Source organism: Vermiculatibacterium agrestimuris (assembly GCF_943193085.1).
Lineage (GTDB): Bacteria > Bacillota > Clostridia > Oscillospirales > Oscillospiraceae > Vermiculatibacterium > Vermiculatibacterium agrestimuris.
Window position 1 is genome coordinate 36,121 of the sequence record NZ_CALPCU010000005.1, and the last position, 23,237, is coordinate 59,357.

At 62.8% G+C, this 23,237-nt stretch carries 22 protein-coding genes; 8 read left to right on the plus strand and 14 right to left on the minus strand.

The features are described 5' to 3' along the window. Positions 1 to 23: 23 nt before the first annotated feature. Positions 24 to 2,708: an InlB B-repeat-containing protein gene (locus NFR87_RS02730; RefSeq protein ID WP_251445989.1), complete on the plus strand. Its 2,685-nt coding sequence runs from the start codon at positions 24 to 26 to the stop codon at positions 2,706 to 2,708. 63 nt (positions 2,709 to 2,771) lie between these two features. Here the strand turns inward: NFR87_RS02730 and NFR87_RS02735 are convergent, their stop codons facing one another. The 4 genes from NFR87_RS02735 to NFR87_RS02750 all read right to left on the minus strand — a co-directional run bounded on the left by NFR87_RS02735 (position 2,772) and on the right by NFR87_RS02750 (position 5,754). Then, entirely contained in the window at positions 2,772 to 3,311 is a 540-nt protein-coding gene (locus NFR87_RS02735) for a hypothetical protein (RefSeq protein WP_251445992.1), read from the minus strand. A 110-nt stretch (positions 3,312 to 3,421) separates the two neighbouring features. Continuing rightward, positions 3,422 to 4,258, minus strand: coding sequence for an ABC-2 transporter permease (locus NFR87_RS02740; protein WP_251445995.1), 837 nt, complete (start codon positions 4,256 to 4,258; stop codon positions 3,422 to 3,424). Further along, entirely contained in the window at positions 4,251 to 4,970 is a 720-nt protein-coding gene (locus NFR87_RS02745; RefSeq protein ID WP_338147030.1) for an ABC transporter ATP-binding protein, read from the minus strand. Before NFR87_RS02745 ends, NFR87_RS02740 begins: the two co-directional genes overlap by 8 nt. Positions 4,971 to 4,995: 25 nt before the next feature. After that, entirely contained in the window at positions 4,996 to 5,754 is a 759-nt protein-coding gene (locus NFR87_RS02750) for a TraX family protein (protein WP_251445998.1), read from the minus strand. Positions 5,755 to 5,970: 216 nt separating this feature from the next. Here NFR87_RS02750 and leuS point away from each other — a divergent pair, with 216 nt between their 5' ends. Both leuS and rpsU read left to right on the plus strand, forming a co-directional pair. Further along, positions 5,971 to 8,403 (plus strand): leucine--tRNA ligase, encoded by a 2,433-nt coding sequence (leuS, locus tag NFR87_RS02755; RefSeq protein ID WP_251446001.1) that lies wholly within the window; start codon positions 5,971 to 5,973, stop codon positions 8,401 to 8,403. Between the two features lie 113 nt (positions 8,404 to 8,516). Next, entirely contained in the window at positions 8,517 to 8,699 is a 183-nt protein-coding gene (gene rpsU, locus NFR87_RS02760; RefSeq protein WP_251446004.1) for a 30S ribosomal protein S21, read from the plus strand. A 40-nt stretch (positions 8,700 to 8,739) separates the two neighbouring features. On the opposite strand, the gene NFR87_RS02765 is transcribed toward rpsU, so the two are convergent. Then, positions 8,740 to 9,528, minus strand: a complete 789-nt coding sequence (locus tag NFR87_RS02765) for a glycoside hydrolase family 18 protein (protein ID WP_251446007.1) — start codon at positions 9,526 to 9,528, stop codon at positions 8,740 to 8,742. Positions 9,529 to 9,624: 96 nt separating this feature from the next. Here NFR87_RS02765 and NFR87_RS02770 point away from each other — a divergent pair, with 96 nt between their 5' ends. Genes NFR87_RS02770 through NFR87_RS02790 form a run of 5 tightly spaced genes read left to right on the plus strand, consistent with a single transcriptional unit; the run spans position 9,625 to position 13,530 of the window. After that, the gene (locus NFR87_RS02770) at positions 9,625 to 10,140 is read left to right on the plus strand and encodes a YqeG family HAD IIIA-type phosphatase (RefSeq protein WP_251446010.1); all 516 of its coding nucleotides are present in this window, start codon (positions 9,625 to 9,627) and stop codon (positions 10,138 to 10,140) included. Positions 10,141 to 10,156: 16 nt separating this feature from the next. Then, entirely contained in the window at positions 10,157 to 11,005 is an 849-nt protein-coding gene (locus NFR87_RS02775) for a TIM barrel protein (protein WP_251446013.1), read from the plus strand. A 56-nt stretch (positions 11,006 to 11,061) separates the two neighbouring features. Next, the gene (locus tag NFR87_RS02780; RefSeq protein WP_251446016.1) at positions 11,062 to 12,126 is read left to right on the plus strand and encodes an aminopeptidase P family protein; all 1,065 of its coding nucleotides are present in this window, start codon (positions 11,062 to 11,064) and stop codon (positions 12,124 to 12,126) included. A gap of 20 nt (positions 12,127 to 12,146) precedes the next feature. Continuing rightward, positions 12,147 to 12,818 (plus strand): GNAT family N-acetyltransferase, encoded by a 672-nt coding sequence (locus NFR87_RS02785; RefSeq protein WP_251446019.1) that lies wholly within the window; start codon positions 12,147 to 12,149, stop codon positions 12,816 to 12,818. Between the two features lies 1 nt (position 12,819). Beyond that, complete coding sequence (locus NFR87_RS02790; RefSeq protein WP_251446022.1) at positions 12,820 to 13,530, plus strand: M15 family metallopeptidase; 711 nt, start codon at positions 12,820 to 12,822, stop codon at positions 13,528 to 13,530. A gap of 47 nt (positions 13,531 to 13,577) precedes the next feature. Here the strand turns inward: NFR87_RS02790 and rsfS are convergent, their stop codons facing one another. From rsfS to smc, 9 genes are read right to left on the minus strand one after another with little or no spacing between them, the layout of a single operon-like run. Next, entirely contained in the window at positions 13,578 to 13,940 is a 363-nt protein-coding gene (gene rsfS / locus NFR87_RS02795) for a ribosome silencing factor (RefSeq protein ID WP_251446024.1), read from the minus strand. Positions 13,941 to 13,958: 18 nt separating this feature from the next. Then, the gene (locus NFR87_RS10440; protein ID WP_277613121.1) at positions 13,959 to 15,536 is read right to left on the minus strand and encodes an LCP family protein; all 1,578 of its coding nucleotides are present in this window, start codon (positions 15,534 to 15,536) and stop codon (positions 13,959 to 13,961) included. Between the two features lie 9 nt (positions 15,537 to 15,545). Further along, positions 15,546 to 16,745 carry a nicotinate (nicotinamide) nucleotide adenylyltransferase gene (nadD, locus tag NFR87_RS02810; RefSeq protein ID WP_251446026.1) on the minus strand — a complete coding sequence of 400 codons (1,200 nt, stop codon included), beginning with the start codon at positions 16,743 to 16,745 and terminating at the stop codon, positions 15,546 to 15,548. A 13-nt stretch (positions 16,746 to 16,758) separates the two neighbouring features. Then, positions 16,759 to 17,067 carry a YhbY family RNA-binding protein gene (locus NFR87_RS02815; RefSeq protein ID WP_251446028.1) on the minus strand — a complete coding sequence of 103 codons (309 nt, stop codon included), beginning with the start codon at positions 17,065 to 17,067 and terminating at the stop codon, positions 16,759 to 16,761. A gap of 16 nt (positions 17,068 to 17,083) precedes the next feature. Continuing rightward, positions 17,084 to 17,683, minus strand: a complete 600-nt coding sequence (locus NFR87_RS02820) for an XTP/dITP diphosphatase (protein ID WP_251446030.1) — start codon at positions 17,681 to 17,683, stop codon at positions 17,084 to 17,086. Between the two features lie 4 nt (positions 17,684 to 17,687). Next, positions 17,688 to 18,404, minus strand: a complete 717-nt coding sequence (gene rph / locus NFR87_RS02825) for a ribonuclease PH (protein WP_251446032.1) — start codon at positions 18,402 to 18,404, stop codon at positions 17,688 to 17,690. 13 nt (positions 18,405 to 18,417) lie between these two features. Beyond that, positions 18,418 to 19,317, minus strand: a complete 900-nt coding sequence (gene ftsY / locus NFR87_RS02830; protein WP_251446034.1) for a signal recognition particle-docking protein FtsY — start codon at positions 19,315 to 19,317, stop codon at positions 18,418 to 18,420. A gap of 1 nt (position 19,318) precedes the next feature. Beyond that, positions 19,319 to 19,576, minus strand: a complete 258-nt coding sequence (locus tag NFR87_RS02835; RefSeq protein ID WP_251446036.1) for a hypothetical protein — start codon at positions 19,574 to 19,576, stop codon at positions 19,319 to 19,321. Continuing rightward, positions 19,573 to 23,184 (minus strand): chromosome segregation protein SMC, encoded by a 3,612-nt coding sequence (smc, locus tag NFR87_RS02840; RefSeq protein ID WP_479266839.1) that lies wholly within the window; start codon positions 23,182 to 23,184, stop codon positions 19,573 to 19,575. Before smc ends, NFR87_RS02835 begins: the two co-directional genes overlap by 4 nt. Between the last annotated feature and the right edge of the window lie 53 nt (positions 23,185 to 23,237).

A 23,237-nucleotide genomic window follows, 5' to 3' on the forward strand; every position in this document is an offset into this window, starting at 1 on the left:
CATTATAAAAGAAGGCGTATGATATGAAAAAACGTTCCCTGGCTCTGCTCCTGTCTCTGTGTATGCTCCTGGCCCTTCTGCCCACCGGCGTTATGGCGGAGGATGAAAGTCCCTCTACCAGCGCCTCCACTGAGGAAACGCAAACGCCCGACCCAGAGGAAAGCCCTACGGCGGAACCCACCCCCGACCCGACGGTGGAGCCGGATCCCTCGCCGGATCCCACAGCGGAGCCCACACCCACGCCGACGCCCACACCCACAGATACTCCGGAACCCACGAATACGCCGGGGGCTACGCCTACTCCCACGCCCACACCTACACCCACACCTACACCTACTCCTACTCCTACTCCCACGCCCACGCCGACCCCGACGCCCGGGCCTGCGGAGTTCACCATCCTCTTTGACGCCCGCGGCGGCACGACCACTGTTCAGAGCGCCGTCACGAAAAACGGCAGGCTCTCTTCCCTGCCCACTCCTACCCGGGCCGGGTACCGCTTCGAGGGCTGGTACACCAGTTCCTCCGGCGGAAGCAGGATCACCACCAGCTATACCTTCACCTCCAACACCACCGTCTACGCCCAGTGGACGGCCAATGCCTATACTGTCACCTTTAACCCCAACGGGGGCAGCGTCTCCACCAAGAGTGCCAGCACCAACACCAGTGGCAGGCTGACTACCCTGCCCACTCCCACCCGGGCCGGGTACCGCTTCGAGGGCTGGTACACCAGCACCTCCGGCGGAAGCAGGATCACCACCAGCTATACCTTTACCTCCAATACCACCGTCTACGCCCAGTGGACGGCCAATGCCTATACTGTCACCTTTAACCCCAACGGGGGCAGCGTCTCCACCAAGAGTGCCAGCACCAACACCAGCGGCAGGCTGACTACCCTGCCCACTCCCACCCGGAGCGGGTATACCTTTGAGGGCTGGTACACCAAAGCCGACCGCGGTTCCCGGATCACCACCAGCACCGTCTTTGACGCCAGCACCACCGTCTACGCTCACTGGAGCGACGGCGATACCTACAAGGACAGCGGCAGCCGCGACCTTTCCAAGCTCAGCCGGAAGGAGATCACCAGCCTGCTGGACGACGCGCCCCTGACCATGCCGGAGACGGTCTTCTCCCAGGAGCCCTCGGTCACCGCCCCCTACGCCCCCGGCAAGGTGACAAGCGACGCTTTGAATGCGGCTCTGGCTCGGCTCAACGCCCTGCGGCGGATCGCCGGCCTGCCCAGCGTGAAGCTGGACAGCTCCTTGAATGAGAGCGCCCAGTACGGCGCGGTGCTGCTGGCGGCCTCTGAATTTTCCCACACCCCCGCCAAGCCCGGCGACATGGAAAACAATTTTTATTCCACGGCCAAGTCCGCCACCAGCAGCAGCAACATCCACTACGGCTCCGGCGGTATGTACGGCACCCTGGCCTACTCGGTGGACAGCTTTATGGATGACAGCGACTCCTCCAACGTCAGCCGGGTGGGACACCGGCGCTGGCAGCTCAACCCCAGGATGGGCAAGGTGGGCTTCGGCTATGCCAAAAAGGGCAATGCCGGATATATCTGTGAGAAGGTCTTCGACACCTCCGGCTCCAGCGTGGACTATGAGTTCATCGCCTGGCCCGCCTCCGGGAACTTCCCCGCCGCCTTCTTTGACGCTGATACGGCCTGGAGCGTCTCCCTGAATCCAGACCTCTATGAGACGCCCAGCCGCTCCAATGTCTCCGTCACCCTGCGCCGTGAAAGCGACAAAAAGACCTGGGCTTTTTCCGGCAGCAGCTACACCGCCGCCTCCTCCGGGAAGTATTTCACGGTGGACACCGCCGGCTACGGAATCAGCAACTGCATCATCTTCCGTCCCGACGGCGTCGACGCCTATGACGGGATCTACACCGTCACCATCGGCGGCCTTCGCTCCAGCTCCGGAGAGGACATGTCCCTTACCTACCAGGTGGACTTCTTCAGCTCCGACCCCACCTATACCATTACCCTGGATCCCAACGGCGGCACGGTGAGCCCCACCACCAGAGAGACCGGCGCCGATGGACGGGTCGCCGACCTGCCCACCCCCTCCCGGAACGGGTATACCTTTGAAGGCTGGTACACCAGCGCCTCTGGCGGCAGTCAGGTCTCCACCGGCACCGTCTTTGACAGGGATACCGTCATCTACGCCCAGTGGAGCGAGGAGCAGCGCTTTTTGGATGTGCCGCCGGAGATGTACTACACGCAGGCGGTGAGCTGGGCGGTGGACAAGGGCATCACTCGGGGCACCTCTACCACCACCTTCAGCCCCGACGCCTCCTGTTCCCGGGGTGAGCTCGTCACCTTCCTGTGGCGCGCTGCCGGCTCCCCCAAGCCCAAGAGTTCCACCAATCCCTTCTCGGACGTCCGGTCCGGAGCCTACTACTACGACGCCGTACTGTGGGCGGTGGAGCAGGGCATCACCATCGGCACCTCTTCCACCACCTTCGGCCCTGACATCATTGTGGGCCGGGATCAGACGGTGACCTTCCTCTGGCGGGCAGCAGGCTCCCCCATCGTCGCCGGAGAGAATTCCTTCGACGACGTGGCCGGAAACGCCTACTACGCCGACGCGGTACGTTGGGCGGTGCAGCAGGGCATCACCATCGGTACCGGAAAGAACAGCTTCAGCCCCGACAAGTACTGCTCCCGGGGCCAGATCGTCACCTTCCTGTTCCGGGCCGACTGACATATGGACATAAGTAAAAAAGGAGTGTGGAAGCTCTCTTCCACACTCCTTTTTATCGTCTGCTCACGCCGCCCCCGCCAAGGCCCCCACCCTGTCCCGCAGTACCAGGCGCAGGGCCTCCAGCCGGGAGAAGTCCATGGGCCGGGTAAGGGCGGGCGACCGCTTCAGCTGCGTCGCACCGCTCTCACAGAGGACTTCCGCCACAAACTCCGAACAGAAATAGTGCCGCCGCCGTTCCAGGGGCAGATGGAAATAACAGCTCAAGGCGCCCAGCAGGTTGTAATGGTACTCCTCCCGCCGCGCGTACATCCCCTTCACCTTCCGCTCCAGGACAGTATAGGTCTCCTCGCTGACCTCCATGGCATAGAGGGCGCAGGGGATCCCCGGGTGGCGGCGGAAAAAGCCCCGGCCCACCCGCTCCTTCACCAGGCCCGCGGGCAGGGCGGTGGCGGGATTCTTCCGGGCGAAGGAGTAGAAGGGCCCCGCGGGGCCCTCCAGGCCGATGGAGGCATGGGTGAAATCATCGGCAGTGGCCAGATGAATGAGACGGGAAAACCAGGTCTCCGACCGGGTCAATAGAATGTAAATGGTGCGCTGATCCATAGTGGGCCCTCCTCTTCTGATGAATAAGGCCATTCTACCAGCCCCTCTTTATCTCCGCCTAAAGAGGAGATTAAGAATTTCAAAACAAAAGGGGACAATATTCTGATTTTTTACTTCAAGTCCTTTTTACGGAACAGGGCTATCCCCACCAGGGTAGAGACGACCGTCACCGCCGCCGAGGCGGCCAGATCCCAGACAGGGTGAGCCGCCGCCAGCTCAGACAGCAGCACTGCCTGGCCGGTGGGCAGTATGTTCAGCAGCAGCTGAAAGACCTGCCGGAGTGTCCCACTCACATATAGGGGGTTGGGGGTAGGATCCCCCCACTCCATTCCGGCGGTAGTGATAATGAGTCCGCTCTCCATCTCCGGCTCCAGGAGCCGGGAGTAGAGCCAGGTGGACAACAGCAGCAGCCCAAGCACCAGCAGGATGGCTGCCACCGCCGCGGTGGACTTTTTCTCGGTGAGCATACCCACCGTCGTTAAAAGGGAGGCCAGGGCCACAGCGGAGCCACAGGCCGCCAGAATATAGAGCGCCAACGGCCCCGGATCCATGTGCCAGTACTCCCGGCAGAACAGGGCCACCGCCCCGCAGCCCATCAGCCAGGCCGCCGTCATGGCCAGGGCCGCCGTTACAGCCGTTCCCAACTCCGCCAGGTAGACCTTCTCCCGGCTATGGCCCACCATCAATCTGTTCCGAAGCGCCCCCTCACTGTGGTCGGTACCCAGGTAGAGTCCGGTGAATACCCCGACGAACAGCCCGATTGCCGGAAGCAGGCGGAAGAAGGAGCTCTCCAAATTCACGATATAGCCTTCCGCCGCCATCATCCGGCACTGCCGGGCCGCGATGGACAGCTGGGCCACAGCGGCGCACAGCATCACGCCAAAGCAGGCCCAAAACACCCTATCCTTTTTCAGCCGGAACAGGCCGCATCTCGTCAGCTCACCCACATTGCTCCCCTCCCATCAGCTTCATATAGTGCTCCTCCAGGCTCTCCGGAATATCCGCTGCGGCGATCTCCTCCACCATGCGGCCACTGTCGATGAAGCCGTAGTGGGTGGCCAGGCGGGCAAGCTCGTCCAGAATGTGGCTGGAGATCAGGATCGTGACCCCTCTGTCCCGGTTCAGCCTCTGGAGCAGTCTTCTCATCTCGATAATGCCCTGGGGATCCAGGCCGTTCACCGGCTCGTCCAGGATCAGCAGTTCCGGCTCCCCCGCCATCGCCACGGCAATGCCCAGCCGCTGGCGCATCCCCAGCGAGAAGTGCTTTACCTTCTTTTTCCCCGTGTTCTCCAGTCCCACCAGCTTCAGAAGGTCAGGGATGGTGTTAAAGTCCCTGCGGCCCAGCACCCGGTATTGGAGCGCCAGATTTTCCGCCCCCGTCAGCTCCTGGTAGACGGCGGGGCCCTCGATCATCGCGCCCAGCCTGCGGCGGGCTTCCGCAATGCCCTTTTCCCCACTGTCCACGCCATAGATGGCGTATTCCCCGGCCGTGTGGCTTTGCAGGCCGCAGAGGATGCGGATGAGGGTGGTCTTGCCCGCCCCGTTTCTCCCCACCAGGCCGTAAATGGATCCCTTAGGCACATGGAGAGAAAGCCCGTCCAGGGCCCGGGATCCCCTGTAGTCCTTAGTCAGGCCACTGGCTGTCAATACATGTTCCATAGCATATCCTCCTTTTCCAACTCTCTCAGCCCACCTGCCCCAGCCAGGCCGCCAGGGCGGCAAAGGCCAGGAAATGGGCGGGATAAAATATGTAGAAGAACCACTGGGAACCCCGGCCCCGCTCCCCGTTATAGAACAAGGCCGGCAGCCAGGCCAGCAAAGTCCAGGGAGAGACCACCAGCAGGGGCGCCAATGCCAGCACCCGGAGCCTTCCTCTGTCCCGGAGCAGATAGAGCCCCACCGCCGAGAACACCCCCAGGAACACGTACTCTCCCCGAACGAAAAGGGCAGTCCCGGCCCCAGCCAAGGTCAAAAGGACGACCCACAGCCATTTGAGTCCCGGCCTTTCCCTGTACCGCTCCTCCGCTTTCGAGATGAGCAGCAGGGTGAAGATGCACACCGTGAGGGTAAACATCACATTTTGCAGCCCGGGGTCAAAGACGCGATGGTAGTGGGCAAGATCGAAGGGGATCTCGGCGAGCAGGGCAAACGCCGCCATCCGCAGACCGTATTTCACCCGGTCATGGGTGTGGACAAAACCCTCCACCATCAAAAAGCAGAATAGGGGAAAGGCGATCCGCCCCAGAATATCGCACACCTCCCGGGCCTGCATAAGCTCCCACAGGGCGGTGGGAGACTCCCTGTTTACCGTAAGCGTCCCTTCCACCATGTAGGGGATCATCATCGCCCGGAGAAGGAAGGAGCCGATGTGGTCGATGACCATGCTCACCACCGCCAGGCGCTTCAGGCCGAAGCCGGTGAGTTCCAGTCTTTTTTCTTTCATTTTTCACACCCCTCTCTCACGCCCCTCATCCTACAGCTCTTTTTCTAAGACGGCCTTGCTATTTCTTTAAGATTTGAAGAATTTCCTCTGTCTTTTTACAAAATTTCCCCTCTCACGCCCCGCCACGGAGGAGCTGCCCTTCCCCCTTGCAATTCCCTCCGTTTTCGTTTATAATATTGGGCACATTCTCCATATTACGAAGGAAAGCGTGATACGATGAAATACGATTTTGGCGCCATCGAACCCAAATGGCAAAAAAAGTGGCACGACGAAAAGACCTTCGCCGCCCACGATCACTCTGACAAGCCCAAGTTCTACGGGCTGGTGGAGTTCCCCTACCCCTCCGGCCAGGGCCTCCACGTGGGCCACGCCCGCCCCTACACCGCCATGGACGTGGTGGCCCGGAAGAAGCGGATGGACGGCTATAACGTCCTCTTCCCCATCGGCTACGACGCCTTCGGCCTGCCCACCGAGAACTACGCCATCAAAAACCATATCCACCCCGCCAAGGTGACCCACGATAACATCCAGAACTTCCGGAAGCAGCTCCAGATGCTGGGCTACTCCTTCGACTACGACCGGGAGGTGAACACCACCGACCCGGAGTACTATAAGTGGACCCAGTGGATCTTCCTCCAGCTCTTCAAAAAGGGTCTGGCCTACAAGACCACCATGCCCGTAAACTGGTGCACCTCCTGCAAGTGCGTGCTGGCCAACGAGGAGGTCGTCGAAGGCGTGTGCGAGCGCTGCGGCTCCCCTGTCATCCGCAAGGAGAAGAGCCAGTGGATGCTCAAAATTACCGAGTACGCCCAGCGGCTCATCGACGATCTGGACGGCCTGGATTTTATCGAGCGGGTGAAGATCCAGCAGAAGAACTGGATCGGCCGCTCTACCGGCGCGGAGGTCACCTTTAAGGCCACCACCGGGGACGATATCGTGGTCTTCACCACCCGGCCCGACACCCTCTTCGGGGCCACCTATATGGTCATCTCCCCCGAGCATAAGTACGTCAAGGAGTGGGCAGATCGGCTGACCAATCTGGACGAGGTCAACGCCTATGTGGCCGAGGCCGCCCGGAAGTCCGACTTCGAGCGCACCGAGCTGGCCGCCGACAAGGAAAAGACCGGGGTCATGCTCCAGGGGGTCAAGGCGGTCAATCCGGTAAACGGCCGTGAGATCCCCATCTTCATCTCCGACTACGTCCTGGCCTCCTACGGTACGGGCGCCATCATGGCCGTCCCCGCCCACGATACCCGGGACTGGGCCTTCGCCAAGAAATTCGGCTGCGAGATCATCGAGGTGGTCGCCGGCGGCGAGGATGTGCAGAAGGAAGCTTTCACCGCCAAGGACGACACGGGTATTTTGGTCAACTCCGAATTCCTCAACGGCCTCACCGTAAAGGAGGCCATCCCCGCCATCACCAAATGGCTGGAGGACAAGGGCATCGGCCACGAGCAGGTCAACTACAAGCTCCGGGACTGGGTCTTCTCCCGCCAGCGCTACTGGGGGGAGCCCATCCCCATGGTCTGGTGCGATAAATGCGGCTGGGTGCCCCTCCCCGAGGACCAGCTCCCCCTCACCCTGCCCGAGGTAGAAAACTACGAGCCCACCGACGACGGGGAATCCCCCATCTCCAAGATGACCGACTGGGTGAGCACCACCTGCCCCCACTGCGGCGCTCCCGCTCGGCGGGAGACTGACACCATGCCCCAGTGGGCCGGCTCCAGCTGGTATTTCCTGCGGTATATGGATCCCCACAACACCGAGGCCCTGGCCTCCCCCGAGGCTTTGAAGTACTGGTCTCCCGTGGACTGGTATAACGGCGGCATGGAGCATACCACCCTCCACCTTCTCTACTCCCGGTTCTGGCACAAGTTCCTCTACGACATCGGGGTGGTTCCCACCAAGGAGCCCTACGCCAAGCGCACCAGCCACGGCATGATCCTGGGCGAGGGCGGGGAGAAGATGAGCAAGTCCCGGGGCAACGTGGTCAACCCCAACGACGTCATCGCCCAGTACGGCGCCGACACCATGCGTATGTATATCATGTTCATCGGCGACTTTGAAAAGGCCGCCGCCTGGAGCGACAACGCCGTCAAGGGCTGCAAGCGGTTCCTTGACCGGGTGTGGAATCTGGCCGAGCAGGTGAAGGAGGGCCCCCAGTCCTCCGCCAACGCCGCCGCCCTCCACAAGGCCATCAAGAAGGTCAGCGAGGACATCGACGCCATGAAGTTCAACACCGCCATCGCCACCCTCATGAGCCTGGTCAACGACTACTATGCCAACGGCTGCACCAAGGGGGACTACGCCCCCCTGCTCGTCATGCTCTCCCCCTTCGCCCCCCACATGGCGGAGGAGTTGTGGGAGCAGCTGGGCTTTGCTGACCAGACGGGGAAAATGGCCTGCGAGCAGTCCTGGCCCGCCTATGACGAGAGCAAGACTGCGGCCGCCACGGCGAACATCGCCGTCCAGGTCTCCGGCAAGCTCCGGGGCACTGCGGAAGTGCCCGCCGGCAGCGACAACGCCGCCATCGAACAGGCCGCCAAAGAGGTGCCCAACGTGCAGAAATTCCTGGCGGGTATGGAGATCGTCAAGGTCATCCACGTCCCCGGCAAGCTGGTGAATTTCATTGTCAAGCCCCAGGCGTAAATCTTTCTTGACAACGGCCGCGGAATCACGTATAATGCTACTGTTAAAGCCATAGCTATGTGGCCCTTTCGCGGTGGACAAGATCCCGCCGCTTCGGAGGGAGGGGAAAGACAATGTCGGAGATCCATGTGAAAGAGGGCGAGTCCCTGGAGAACGCGCTCAAGCGCTTTAAGCGCAGCTGCGCCAAGTCCGGAGTCCTGGCCGAGGTGCGTAAGCGCGAGCACTACGAGAGCCCCAGCGTCAAGCGCCGCAAGAAGTCCGAGGCCGCCCGGAAAAATCGCAAGAAGTTCTATTGAGAACACAAAAGCCCCGTGTCCATATGGACACGGGGCTTTTTTATTCCGCCTTCCCCTTTCCCACCAGCGCTTCCAGCAGGTCGTGGAGCTCTCCATAGGGAAGGAAGGCGGTCTCAATGCCCAGGGACTTGGCCACCCGGAGCTTTTTTTGGATGCTTCCGGCGTCGTCAAAGAGGACGAAATGACCGTTCTCCCCCGCCATGTAAGTGAAGTAGTGGGCGCACAGCTCGTCGGAGAAAAACACATTCGCGCCGCATGCCTCCCGGCGTTTCTTCAGCTCCTCCGCCGTCAGGGGCGCTCCCGCCCCATTGGGAGAGGGCAGCAGGAAATCCTCTGCCACCCGGTCTGCCCACACCGCCAGCCGCCCCGCTCCGAAGCGGTTCGCCGCCTCCTCCAGCCGTCCCCGAAGGGAACCTCCGGACAGGGCGGTGGGGATGATGACCTTGGCCTGGGGCGCGCTGATGCCGTAAGGCTCGGATACGTAACAGGCCAGCCCCCTCCCCCGGCACAGCTCTCCCAGCTTCCCGGTGATGTCCTCCATAAGGGAGGTGGGCCGGGTAAGGAAGCGGCACACCACTCCGGTGAACCGCCGGGCCGCACACTCCCGCAGCACCTCGTTGCAGAAGCCCTCCGCCTCCCCGCCCCCGGTGAGCCGGGCGTCGTCGATGACCATAAGCCCCCCGCGGGGCGCCACCGGGGCGTTGGCCCGGAAAAGATGGGGCCCGCTCCCCGCCCGGTAGGCCAGGTGGGCCAGGGGCAGTCCCCAGCCCCCGGCAGCGGTGAGCTGCCCCGGCGGCACCGCCAATATCAGCCGTTCCATTTGCTCCATATCTGATTTCCCCCTTGTCCAAGCGGCCCCATCGGTGTTATAATCTTTTTATATGTGCGCTGGGCGCAAAAAAGACGTGCAAGGGAGGCGGAAGCCATGGCGTGTCCCCTGATCCCCGACCGTGTGTTTGAGAGCATATACGCCCTGTCTCCCCACATTTTGCGGCGTATGGGCGTGCGCCTGGTGCTCTGCGATCTGGACAACACCCTGGCCCCCTATGAGGAATCCGCCCCCTCCCCCGCGCTTTTGGCCTGGAAGGCGGAGCTGGAGCAGAGCGGTATCACGCTTTTTGTGGTCTCCAACTCCCGGAAGAGCCGCCGCTGTCCCGACTTCTGCGCCGCCCTGGGCGTCCCCTTCGTCCGCCACGCGGGAAAACCGGGGGTCAAGGGCTATCAGGAGGCCCTCCGTCAAACCGGGATCCCGCCGGAAGAGGCCGTCATGGTGGGGGATCAGATCTTTACCGACATCTGGGGGGCCAACCGGGCGGGACTCCGTTCCCTTCTGGTCAAGCCCATGGCCTGGGGAAAAAATCCCCTGCGCCGGGTGCGGTACGCCCTGGAGACCCCCTTCCGGCTGGCAAGCCGGAACCCACCTCCGGAAGAAAACCTCTGAAAAGGAAGTGAGGCCCATGGCCGCCAAATTTGGCCCCGCCGGCAACGCCGACGCCTTTCCCTATAAGTCCTCTGTGGACGCCCCCCTCTGGCTCCGGGAACTGGGGCTGGACTGCTACGAATATCAGTGCGGCAAGGGGGTCAACATCAGGGAGGACACCGCCCGAAAACTGGGCCAGGCCGCCCGGGAGCAGGGCATCTCCCTCTCCCTTCACGCCCCCTACTTTATCAACCTGGCCAATCCCGACCCAGAGAGCCTGCGCAAGACCACCGGGTACATCCTCGCCGCCTGCCAGGCGGCGGACTGGATGGGCGCTGCCCGGGTGGTCGTCCACACCGGGGCGCTGATGAAGCGCACCCGCCGGGAGGCTTTGGATATCGCCCTGGCCTCTATGAAAGAGGTGCTGAGGGCCTGGGAGGGCGAGGGTTACAGCCATATCGCCCTGTGCCCCGAGACCATGGGGAAGATCAATCAACTGGGCGACCTGACCGAGGTCTTAGAATTATGTCAACTTGATGACCGTCTCATCCCCTGTGTGGATTTTGGCCATCTCTACGCCCGCACCCTGGGAGAACTGACGGGAGCCGACGCCTGCAGGGCCATGCTGGACGAGATGGCCGCCGCTCTGGGTGAGGAGCGGGCCAGCCGGTTCCACAGCCATTTCTCGCAGATCGAGTTCACCCCCAAGGGGGGCGAGAAATGCCACCGCACCTTCGACGACAACGGCGGTTTCGGCCCTGACCCCGCCCCACTTATGGCGGAGGTGGCCCGCCGGGGCTGGAGTCCTACCTTTATCTGCGAGAGCGCGGGCACCCAGGCCGGGGACGCGCTGACCATGAAGGGGCTATATATGGAAGCTCTATGAGCCGCCGCGCCTGCGCTTATTAAATGATGTAAACTGATCGGAAGGGAAGTCCTGTCATGGATCATCTCAAGCAGATCGCCGCCAGATTGCCGGATCACGGCGTGGACGCCATGCTCTGCTCCTCCCAGCCCGGCGAATACTACGCCGTAGGCATCAATGGAGAGGGCTACGCTCTGGTGGCCCCCGCCGCCGCCCGATATATCACCGACTCCCGCTACACGGAAGCCGCCGAAGAGGCCGTCACCGGGGCCGAGGTGCTCACGGTCAGCAAGGGCCGCGGCTATGCCGACCTTATCAACGAGTTCACCGACGCCCACAGCATCAAGACCCTGGGTGTGGAGGAGGGCTACATGACCCTGGCGCAATATGAAGGGCTGAAAAAGGCCCTCCACGCCAGGCTCATCCCGGCCGGCAAGCTCCTCGCCGGCCTGCGCGCCGCCAAGGACGAGGAGGAGCTCTCCCGGATGCTGGCGGCCCAGCGCATCACCGACGACGCCTTCACCGAGATCTGCGGCTTCATCCGCCCCGGCATGACCGAGGCGGAGATCGCCGCCAAGCTCACCTACGAGATGCTTCGCCGGGGCGCACAGCGGATGTCCTTCGACCCCATCGTGGCCTCCGGCCCCAACGGCTCCCGGCCCCACGCCATCCCCGGCGCGCGTCAGGTGCAGCGGGGAGAGTTCATTACCATGGATTTCGGCTGCGTCTATGAGGGCTACTGCTCCGATATGACCCGCACCGTGGCCCTGGGAGAGGTAGACGAGGACAAGCGCCGGGTCTATGACACCGTCCTTCAGGCCCAGTTGGCGGGCATTGCCGCCTCCCGGGCCGGGGTGCCCGGCAAGGACATCGACGACGCCGCCCGGGCGGTCATCGAGGCGGCGGGCTACGGCCGCTTCTTCGGCCACGGCTACGGCCACAGCCTAGGTCTGGAGATCCACGAATCCCCCAACGCCAACGCCCGGGAGACCGCGCCCCTGCCCGTGGGCGCCATGGTCTCCGCCGAGCCCGGCATCTATATCCCCGGCCAGTTCGGCGTGCGCATCGAGGACGTGGTGCGCATGGAAGAGGGCGGCTGTACCGACATCACCCGCTCCCCCAAGGAGCTTATCATCCTGTAAGAGAGAAAGGAACCTTCACTATGGTTATCGAAATCATCCAGCGGGAGATCCCCCTCCGTGGGATCGGCTACATCCTTCTCCGGGACTGCCCGGAGGAGCGCCTGGGGGAGGCCCTGGGCAAGGGCATGGAGAAGCTGAAAAAGGCCGGAGCCCGGCAGGTCTGGGCCGCCTCCCTTCCTGAGGGAGAGCCCCTCCATCCCGGCCCCGTGGGGGTGTGGCAGCTCACCCATGTCTACGATCTGCTGCGCATGGAAAAGCCTCTGGCCGAGCCTGTAAAGGCAGAGGGCGGCCTCACCATCCGGCCCGTAAAAAAGGCCGCTGACGAAAAGCTCTATCTGGAGCTGATGAACAGGGCCTGCGGCGGCGTTCCCGGACTGCGTCTTCTGGGCCCCGGCGACTTGCGGGTGCAAAACCACCGCTGCGCCATGGCCTGGCGGGGCGAGGAACCCATAGGCGGCTGCGACTTGGATCTCAGCGAGCGCGTCCCTGAGCTAACCGCTCTGGCCATTGTCCCGGAGGAGCGCCGGCAGGGATTGGGCCGGGCTCTGCTCCGCTCCGCCCTGGCCTCTTTGAACAAGGCCCCCGCCTGCGCCCTCACCCTCCCCTCCACCGCGGAGGGCGCCCTCGCCCTTCTCCAGGCCGAGGGCTTTGCCCAGACCGGAGTGGTATCCAGCTGGTTCGAGGTGGTCTGAATTGTTCCCCCAGGAATTTTTCGCTCCCATCCCGGCGCCGCCCCAGTTTGACTGGGACGCCATCCCCGCCCCCGCGGAGTGCGGGGAGCCTCTGGTCGACCCCACCGGCCTTTCCGGGCGCATCGCCTTTGACCCGGTCTACCTCCGGGACGGCCACCCCGGGGCCATGGAGCGGTGCCTTCTGCGCCAGACAGTGGCGCAAAAGCTGGCCCAGGCGGCCGATGGGCTGCCCGCAGGCTACTCCATTCTCATCTTCGACGGTCTGCGGCCCCTCTCCGTCCAGCGCTCCCTCTACAGCCGGTTTAAGGCCGAGGTGGAAAAAGAGCGCCCCGGCCTGTCCCCGGAGGCGCTGGAGCAGTATCTGGATCAGTTTGTGGCCGTCCCCGTAAAGCGGCTGGATCGCCCCTCCCCCCACGCCACCGGCGGGGCCGTGGATCTGACCCTTTGCAAAAACGGCGTCCCTGTGGACATGGGCACCGGCTTCGACGACTTCACCGCCCTGGCCTACACCGCCGCCCTGGAGCAGGACTGTCCGCCCCATTTGGAGGCGGCCCGGGATAACCGCCGCATCCTCTACCATCTGATGGCCTCGGTGGGGCTGGTGAACTACGAGTGCGAGTGGTGGCACTTCGCCTACGGCGAGCGGCAGTGGGCCGCCCGGGAGAATTACCGCGCCCCCATCTACGGCTTCTGCCCGGAGTGTGACAACTAAATCAAAAAAGAGCCGACCTCCTGGTCGGCTCTTTTTTCTTGTTCTTTTCAGTTCTCTATCAAAATATCGCGGATATCCACGCTCTTCGCGTCGCTCCACAGCCGCTCCAGGTCGTAAAACTGGCGGGCCTCCTCATTGAAGATGTGCACCACCACGCTGGAGAAGTCCAGCAGCACCCAGGTGCCGCCCCGATGGCCCTCCACATGGTGGGGATCCTCTCCGGCCTGCTCCTTCATGGCCTTCTCACAGGCGTCGCCCAACGCCTTGATCTGACTGCTGGAGGTGGCGGAGCACAGGACAAAGTAGTCCGCCAGAGTGGTCAGCTCTCCGGTCTCCAAGACCTTGATATCCAGCCCTTTCTTGCTGTCCAATGCCTTGGCCAGCAGCAGGGCGGTCTCCTTCGGTGTCATAAACATGGTCTCCTTTCGTCAAACGCCGGGGGGCAGCAGAGGCTCATCCTCCGGCGGCGGTTCCGGTGTGGGGGCGGGCGGCGGCGAGGGCTCCTCCGGTGTGGGGGTATCCGCCGGCGCCGGCGTCCCGCTCGGTCTGGGCGTGCCGCTCTCCCCGGGGTTGGCGCTCCCGCTGGGATGGGGGCTGGCGGAGGGCTGTCCACTCTCGGCGGGGCGGGAGCCGGGCCTGGGTGTGGCCGTCACTCCCGGCGGCAGCAGGGGGGCGTCCCCGCCTCCCTCCGGGGTTTCATCGGGCTCCGGGGTCTCGTCCGGCTCCTCCGTCTCGTCAGGATCCGGGCTCTCCGAGGGCTCCACACTGGCACGAGGCACGTCATCCATGGAGGCCAGCTTCAGCTCGCCCAGGCGGATATCCTCCTCATAGGGATTGAAGCCGTCGTTCACCGCCTTGACGATCTGGCTGCCCGCCGGCAGGATGTGGGCGTTGCCCGCGCTGACCCAGGGCAGGGTGGTGAAGGTCACCCCGTCCATATCCAGTCCCCCCACGGCGGACTGGACGAAGTAAGCGATGTGTCCCGCCTCCAGATTGGTCTCCACATTGCGCTGGAAGATATCGATATAGCTGCCCAGATTTTTCAGCAGCACGCCGGGATCCAGGCACTTTTTGATGACCTCCTTCATGAAGGCCTGCTGGGTCTTGATGCGTCCGATGTCTCCCTCGGCGTAGCCATAGGTTTTGGAGATATGGCCGCTGTCGTCACTGTTGTGCCGCCAGCGGACAACCCCCATGGCCCCCTCTCCATCCAGCAGCTGATACCCCTTCTTCAGATTGATCTTGAAGTGCTGGCTGAGGTCGTTATAGTACATATCGAAGGGCACCTCAAAGTATACCCCGCCGATGGCGTCCACCAGCTCTCCAAACGCCTCCCACTGCACCACGATGTGGTAGTCCGGGTAAATGCCGGTGAGATCCTTCACCGCCGTTTTCAAACCTTCGATCCCCTTGCCGTCCTTGTCGCCCCCCGCGGCGTTATAGACCGCGTTGAGAAGGCGCAGGCCCCGGTACTGCACATAGGTGTCCCGGGGAAGGCTCATGACGCTCAGGGACTGGTTGGGCACGTCATAGGCCACCAGCATCATGGTGTCGGTGAGCTTTCCGCCGGTGTCCTGGCTCTGTCCCACCAGGAGGAAGGTATAAAACTCCTTCTTCCGGTCAGCAGGCAGGCCGGGGATCTCCACCTCCACCAGCTCGCCGGTCTCCTCGTCGATATAGCTGGTCTGAATGGGGGGACGGGTCACCACCTCGGAGCCGTGGCCGGGCCTGTCCACATCAGGGGGCGCGGCAAAAAAGCTCCAAAAGACGTAGATGGCCACGATAATGGCAGACAGGATCGTAAGGCCCAGATAGACCCGGCGCAGGATCAGTTCCTTGCCCGTGTAGCGGGGCTTGGGTCTGCTGCCGGGCTTCTTCGGCTGGGCCGGCTTCTGCTGGGACTTTTTGACCTCCCCCTGGGGTTTGTGCTGGGGTTTCTTTTCCCCGCCCTGGGCTTTTCCGGCCCCGGAGGTCACGCCGTCTTTCTTTTCTTTTTCCTGGCTCATAGGCGGTATTTATCCTTTCCGGCGCTCTAATATGTAATCCAAAGCTCCTTGGGTATTCTTGTGGATGGGTACGCCCCGTTCCTTCAAATCGTCCACGCTCATGGCGAGGCCCATCTCCAGCGCGGCGTCCAGGTCGGTATAACACAGCCGCCGCAGCTCCTCCACGCCGGGGAAGTCGCGGTTGGGCTCCATGTAGTCGGCCAAGTAGATGATCTTTTCCAAAAGGGTCATGTCCGCCCGGCCGGTGGTGTGCCAATAGATCGCCCAGTAGACCTCCTCCGGCTGGCCGTAGATCCTCCTGGCAATGGCCGCCCCGCTCTTGGAGTGGAGCAGCTTCTCACTCTGGCGCTCCAGCTCGTCCAGCTCTATGCCCGCGTTTGCGCAGATGGCAAGGTGCTCTTCCAGTGGCAGGTACTTGGTACAGTCGTGGAGGATGCCCGCCCGGCGGGCCAGCTCCGGATCGGCGCCCCAGTGCTCCGCCAGCTTCACCGCCTCCTGCTCCACTCCTAAGATGTGCCGGTGGCGTTTGGCGTATACCATAGAGAGGGAGCAAGCACGCAGCTGGTCGTCTGTAAGCCGCGTCAGATCGGCGTGGGTGCCGTAAAGGCCATTGCGCAGGATATAACCGTAAACTGCCGGGGACAGGTATTGGCTGCCCTCTCCCTTCTCCAGCAGGGCCCGAAGACGGGTGGAAGAAATATCCACGATCTCCTCCAAGTTCAGCAGCCTTACCGTTGCGCCATAATTCTGTGCCAACCGCCCCGCCTGCTCCGCCATGGCCTGACGGTCATCCGTCTCACTGCGGACAAAGGCGGCCAGATTGGCCAGCTTACATATTTTCTCCGGCTCCCTCCACTCGGAAAAGGACAAAAGCATATCCGAGCCCATTAAAAGCCAAAGCTCATCATGGCTGTATTTTTCCCGGAGCAGCGCAAGGGTCTCGACTGTATAGCTTTCCCCACTGCGCCGCAGCTCCACCGCGTCCGTAGAGATCGCGCCATATTGATCGATGGTATCCACCGCTATCATCACCATGTCCAGCCGTTGCTCATCCCTTGGAGTGTTTTCCGGCAAAGGTTTATGCGGCGGTGTTCCCACCGGAATGAATATAAGATGATCCAGTCCCAGCTTTTCCATCGCCAGCTTTGCTGCGACCAGATGTCCCCGGTGAGGCGGATTAAAGGTACCGCCGTAAATGCCGATCTTCACGCCAAGTCCCCCCTCACTTCACAAGGACGATGCGATCCTTTTTATCCTTTTTATGGCTTTGACGATATAAAACGAATTTTGTTCCGATCACCTGTACCACTTCCGACCGGGTGGCCCCGCTCAATTCGTCAGCGGCCTGCCGGGGAGAGAGCTCCGCCGTCTCCAGCACCCGGCACTTGATAAGCTCCCGGGCCTCCAGGGCCTCGTCGGCCTGGCGGATCAGGTCGCCGCCGATGTTCCCCTTGCCGATGTGGACGATGGGCTCCAGGGGGTTTGCCATGGCCCGCAGCTGGGCCCTCTGCTTGCTCGTTAGATCAGCCATTTTCTCCTCCCAAGCGTCATTGCGCGCTTTCCGACAGGTATTTTTCCAGCTCTGTCTTGAACTGCTCCAGCGCCCTGCCCCGGTGGGAGATGGCGTTTTTCTCCTCCCCGGTCATCTGGGCGAAGGTCTTCCGCTTCTCCGGCACCAGGAACACCGGGTCGTAGCCGAAGCCGTCCTCCCCCCTGGGGCCGTATGTGATAAGTCCCGGGCACTCCCCCCGGGCGGTGAGGGTATCCCCATTGGGAAAGGCGCAGCAGATGCAGGAGACGAATTTGGCGCTGCGGTCGATCTGACCGGAAAGACCGCTGAGCACCAGCTCATAGCGGTCTTTGTCCGTGAGGCCCTCGCCGCCATAGCGGGCGGAATAGACTCCCGGCCCGCCGCCCAGAGCGGTGACGCACAGCCCGGAGTCGTCGGCAATGGCGGGCAGGCCGCTGGCCTTCATCACTGCCTGGGCCTTCAGCGCGGCGTTTTCCTCAAAGGTCTCACCGGTCTCCTCCACTTCCACATCCACGCCCACGTCGGATTCCAGTACCACCTCTACCCCCAGTTGGGACAGGATGGCGGACATCTCCGCCAGTTTGTGGTTATTTTTGCTCGCCAGTACGATTTTCATGTGTTCAGCCCCCAAGTACGCTTTTCTGGATGCCTTGAAGCTCCTTGATACCCTTGGCGCAGAGATCCACCAGGGCGCGCTGCTCCTCCAGGGTGAAGGCCCGTCCCTCACCGGTGCCCTGGATCTCCACCAGCTTTCCGCTGCCGGTCATCACACAGTTGAGATCCACCTGGGCGGAGGAGTCTTCCTCGTAGCACAGATCCAGCAGCAGCTCGTCGTTTACGATGCCCGCCGACACGGCGGAAACGCAGTCCACCAGCGGCATCTCTTCCAGCATCCCCTCCTCCACCAATTTGTGAAGGGCCAGGGACAGGGCCACGAAGCCCCCGGTGACGCTGGCGGTGCGGGTGCCTCCGTCTCCCTGGAGCACGTCGCAGTCCACAGTGATGGTGCGCTCCCCCAGCTTGGCCATGTCCACACAGGCCCGGAGGGAGCGGCCCACCAGCCGCTGGATCTCCGCGGAGCGGGGAGACAGCTTCAGCTTGGCGATGTCCCGGCGCGAACGCTCCCGGTTGGCCCGGGGGAGCATGGAATACTCCGCGGTGACCCAGCCCTCCCCCTCGGGGACATGGGGCGGGGTGCGCTCCTCCACACTGGCACAGCAGAGCACCTGGGTGTTGCCGCACTTGATCAGGCAGGAGCCCTCGGCAAATTTGTTGAAGTGGGGGATGATCTCAACAGGCCGCAGTTGGTCGTTTTTTCTTCCGTCGATCCGGGACATGGCAAATTCCTCCTTACAGCAGTGCGTCTACAAAGGCGGCGGGCTCAAAGGGGGTCAGATCGTCTACCCCTTCGCCCACGCCCACAAACTTTACCGGCACCCCCAGCTGCCTGGCGATGGCAACGACGATACCTCCCTTGGCGGTACCGTCCAGTTTTGTCAGGATGACTCCGGTGAGGCCGGCGGACTCCATAAACTGCTTGGCCTGAATAAGGCCGTTCTGGCCGGTGGTGGCGTCCAGCACCAGCAGGGTCTCCCGGCTGGCGTCGGGGGCCTCCCGGTCGATGACCCGGCTTATTTTGCTCAGCTCGTTCATCAGATTCTGCTTGTTGTGGAGCCGGCCGGCGGTGTCCACCAGCACCACATCGACCCGGCGGGCCTTTGCGGCGGAGAGAGCGTCGAAGACCACGGCGGCGGGGTCGGCCCCCTCGTGCTGCTTGACGATCTCCACCCCGGCCCGTTCGCTCCAGATGGTGAGCTGGTCGGCGGCGGCGGCCCGGAAGGTATCTCCGGCGCACAGCAGCACCCGCTTACCCTCGCTTTTGAGTCTGCTGGCCAGCTTGCCGATGGTGGTGGTCTTCCCCACTCCGTTGACCCCGATGAAAAGAACCACGGCGGGGGCCTTGGACAGCTCCAGCTCCGGCTGACCCACCGAGAGCATCTCCACCAAAATGGTCTTTAAGACCTCCCGGGCTTCTCCGGCGGTCTTCACATGCGCCTCCCTGCACCGCCCCCGCAGGCTCTCGCTGACCTCCAGGGCGGTATCCACGCCCATGTCGGAGAGGATGAGGGTCTCCTCCAGCTGGTCGTAAAACTCGTCGTTCAGCTCTCCGGCGAAAAGCTCCGAAAAGGAGTGGCCGATATTCTCTTTGGTGCGGCTCAGCCCCTGGCGTATCTTCTCAATAAATCCCATGTCAGTCCTCCGGCCCAATGGTATGTCCGCAGTTGGGGCAGTTGCTCAGCGGCTCATAGAGCGCGCCCAGGTTCTTCCCGCAGTGGGGGCAGTTCCAAAACTTGGTACGCAGGACGATCAGCGCCAGCAGGCCCAGCGCCGAGAGTACCATACACACCTTCTCCCGCTCCGTGCGGATGCGTCCCTCCACAAAGGGCACCAGCATCAGCAGGATGCTGAAAATCTGTAATTGCAGGCTTTTTTTCAAATTCATTTTCATTTGATGTTCAGTTCCTTCTCCACATCGTTGAGGTTGATGGTCAGCACCCGTGTGACCCCCTGCTCCTGCATGGTCACGCCGTAGAGGGCGTCGGCCTCCTCCATGGTGCCCCGGCGGTGGGTGATGACGATGAACTGGGTCTTCTCGCTCATCTGGCGCATATACCGGGCAAAGCGCACCACATTGGGGTCGTCCAGGGCGGCCTCGATCTCATCCATGACCACGAAGGGAGTGGGACGCACCTTCAAAATGGCAAAGTAAAGGGCGATGGCCACAAAGGCCTTTTCGCCGCCGGAGAGGAGGGTGATGATCTTCAGGCTCTTCCCCGGGGGCTGTACCTTGATCTCAATGCCGCAGTTGAGGATATCCTCCGGATTCTCCAGCTCCAAAGTGGCCTTGCCGCCGCCAAAAAGCTCCAGGAAGGTCTCCTGGAAGGCCTCGCTGATCTTGGCAAACTGCTCGGAGAAGATCTTCTCCATCTCGGCCGTCACATCGGCGATGACCTTCTCCAGCTCCCCCTTGGCCTTGCGCACATCGTCCCGCTGGTCGATGAAGTAGGTGTACCGCTCGTTGACCCTGGCGAACTCCTCAATGGCGTCCAGATTGATGTTCCCCAGGCCGGAGATGGAGCGCTTCAGCTCCCCCACCCGGCGCTGGGCCTTGGGCACGCTCTCCAGCTCCACCCGCTGGGCCTTGGCGGCCTCATGGCTGAGCTCATAGGTCTCCCAGAGCCTGTCCAGGATCTGCTTTTCCTCCAGTTCAGCGGTGGTCTTTCTCTGCTCCAGAACAGAGACCTCCCGCTCCATGGCCAGCAGCTCGTTGTTCTTGTCCCGGCTGGCCTTGTCCGCGCGGGTACGCTCCCCCTCCAGGTCGAGCCGGGCCTGGTTGAGCCGGGCCAGCTCCTTCTGCCGCTCGGTGTTCTCCATGCGGATGGTCTGGAGAAGGTTTTCCTTTTCCTGGATCTGCCGCTCCAGCTCCAGGTTCTGCTCTCCCAGCTCCCGGATGCGCCGGGCCCGGTCTTCCCGGTCGCCGGCCATGTCGGAGCGCAAGTCCTCCAGCTCCCGAAGGGACTGGCGGGAGGCCAGCTCCTCCGCCTCAAAGGCGGCCTTCCTTGCCCCCAGGGTGGCGATCTCGCCGGCGATGGCGTCCATTTTCTCCCGCAGGTCGTTCTGCCCCTTGGCCTTGCCCTCGGCCTCAGAGCGCAGGGCGGCGGCGGAGCCCTCCAGCTCCTCGATGCGCTTCCGGGCGCTCTGGGTGTCCTCCTCGGTGCGCTGGGCGCGCTGGGAGAGCTGTTCCAGCTCCCGCTTCCACTCGTCCCGCTGGCGCACCTGGTCGCCCTCAGCCTGCTCTAAGTGGGTCACCCGCTCAGCCAGCTTCAGAATGTCGTCCTCGTGCTGGCGCTGCTGGGCCTGGGCGGCGTCCATCTCATACTGGGCGCCGGTGACCTCCCGCTTGGCCTCGTCCAGCTCCTTACCCAGGGCGGCAAGCTTCTCATTCAGGCCCGCCTCCTGTTCCCGAAGCCGCTCCAGCTCTCCCTGGCGGGACAAAATGCCCGCCGTCTTGGAGGCGGAGCCGCCGGTCATGGCGCCGCCGGGATTGAGCACCTGGCCGTCCAGGGTGACGATCTTCAGCCGGTGCTTATATTTCCGGGCCATGGCGATGGCCGTATCCAGATCCTCGGCGATGACCGTCCGGCCCAGCAGGGAGGCAAAGACCTTCCGGTACTTCTTCTCGCACTCGATGAGCGCGTCGCCCATGCCCACAAAGCCCTTCTCATCCTCCACCCCGGTCTCCTTGAACTCCTGGGGCTGGATGGCGTTGAGGGGCAGGAAGGTGCACCGCCCCCCGTCCCTTCTCTTCAGATATTGAATGGCGGCCTTGCCGTCCTCCTCCCGCTCCACCACGATGTTCTGCATGGCGGAGCCCAGGGCGGTCTCAATGGCCACGGTGTACTCCCCGCCGACTCGGAGAAGGCCCGCCACCGGGCCTAAAACGCCCTTGAGCTGGCCCCGCTCGGACTCTCCCATCACCTGCTTGACCGCCTTGGAATAGCCCTCGTAGAGCTTTTCCATCTCGGTGAGCATGTGGATGCGGCTCTGGAGGGCGCCCTGCTCCATCTGGAGTTTCACGTGCTTATCCTCTGTCTCCTTCAGCTTATTGTAGCGGCTGGACAGGCGCAGGGCATAACCGCTGATGATATTCTTGATAGAGTCCCTGTCCTCCTTGGCCTGCTCCAGATCCTTCTGGGCAGCCTCCCGCTCAGCCCGGGCGGCCCCCAGCCGCTCCTCCCCGGCGGAGAGCTCCTGGCGCAGGGCGGCGTCCCGATCCATGATCTCCTGGGCGGCGGCGGCCAAGGCGGAGAGAAGGGCCTTGGCCTCCACGGCGGAGGCGGTCTCCATGGCCTCCTTCTCCCGCAGGGCCTCCATCTCCCCGGCCAGGGTGCCGGCGCTTCTGCCCAGTTCGTCGGCCTGGGTCTGCTGGGCGGTCATCTGCTCGTCCAGGGCGGCCATCTCCCGGCTTATCTCATCCAGCCGGCTCTGCCGCGCCTCGATCTGCCCCTCAATGGAGCCGGCCCGGCCCTCCTGGGCCTCCAGCTCCTGCTGGAGCTGCTGGACGTTGGCCGCGTTGTTCTCCATGTTGGTCTTCAAAACGGCGATGGCGTTTTCACACTCGTTGGCGTCGGTCTGGCGGCCCATCATCTCAAAGCGGATGCCCTCGGCGTCCATCTCCTTCTGGCGCATTTGGGCGCCGATGGCCTCGGCCTGGGCGTAGAGCCGCTCCACCTCCGCCTGGGCCTGCGTCTTCTGGCGCAGGGCGTTTTCGTAGTCCGACTGCACCTTGATGGCCCCGGTGCGGATGCGCTCCAGCTGCTCCAGCCACAGGGAGATCTCCAGCCCCCGCAGCTCATCCCGGAGGATGAGGAACTTCTTGGCCTTCTCCGCAGAGAGGCGCAGGGGCTCCACCTGGAGCTCCAGCTCGTCGATCTTATCGTTGACCCGCACCAGGTTCTCCTCGGTGCGCTCCAGCTTCCGCTGGGCCTCCTCCTTCCGGTGGCGGAACCGGGAGATGCCCGCCGCCTCCTCGAAGATCTCCCGGCGGTCTTCGCTGCGGATGGACAATATCTCGTCGATCTTGCCCTGGCCGATAATGGAGTAGCCCTCCCGGCCCAGACCGGTGTCCATAAACAGCTCATTGACGTCCTTCAGACGCACCGAGCGGCGGTTGATGTAGTACTCGCTCTCCCCGGAGCGGTAATACCGCCGGGTGACCATGACCTCGCTCTCCTCCATGTTGGGGAAGAGATGCTCGGTATTGTCCAGCACAAGGGAGACCTCGGCGAATCCCAGCTGCTTGCGCTTGGCTGTTCCACCAAAGATCACGTCCTCCATCTTGCCCCCCCGGAGGGCCCGGGTGGACTGCTCCCCCATGACCCAGCGGATGGCGTCGGAAATATTTGATTTTCCCGACCCGTTGGGGCCCACGATGGCCGTGATGTCCTCTCCAAAGGAGAGGACGGTCTTGTCGGGGAAGGACTTGAAGCCTTGGATCTCCAGCGCTTTTAAGTACACGCTCGTCACCTCATCATTCCAATGGACATAGGAATACATTTTAAGTAGTTTATTATACCAATTTTGGACAAGGATTGCAAATGCTTTTCTGC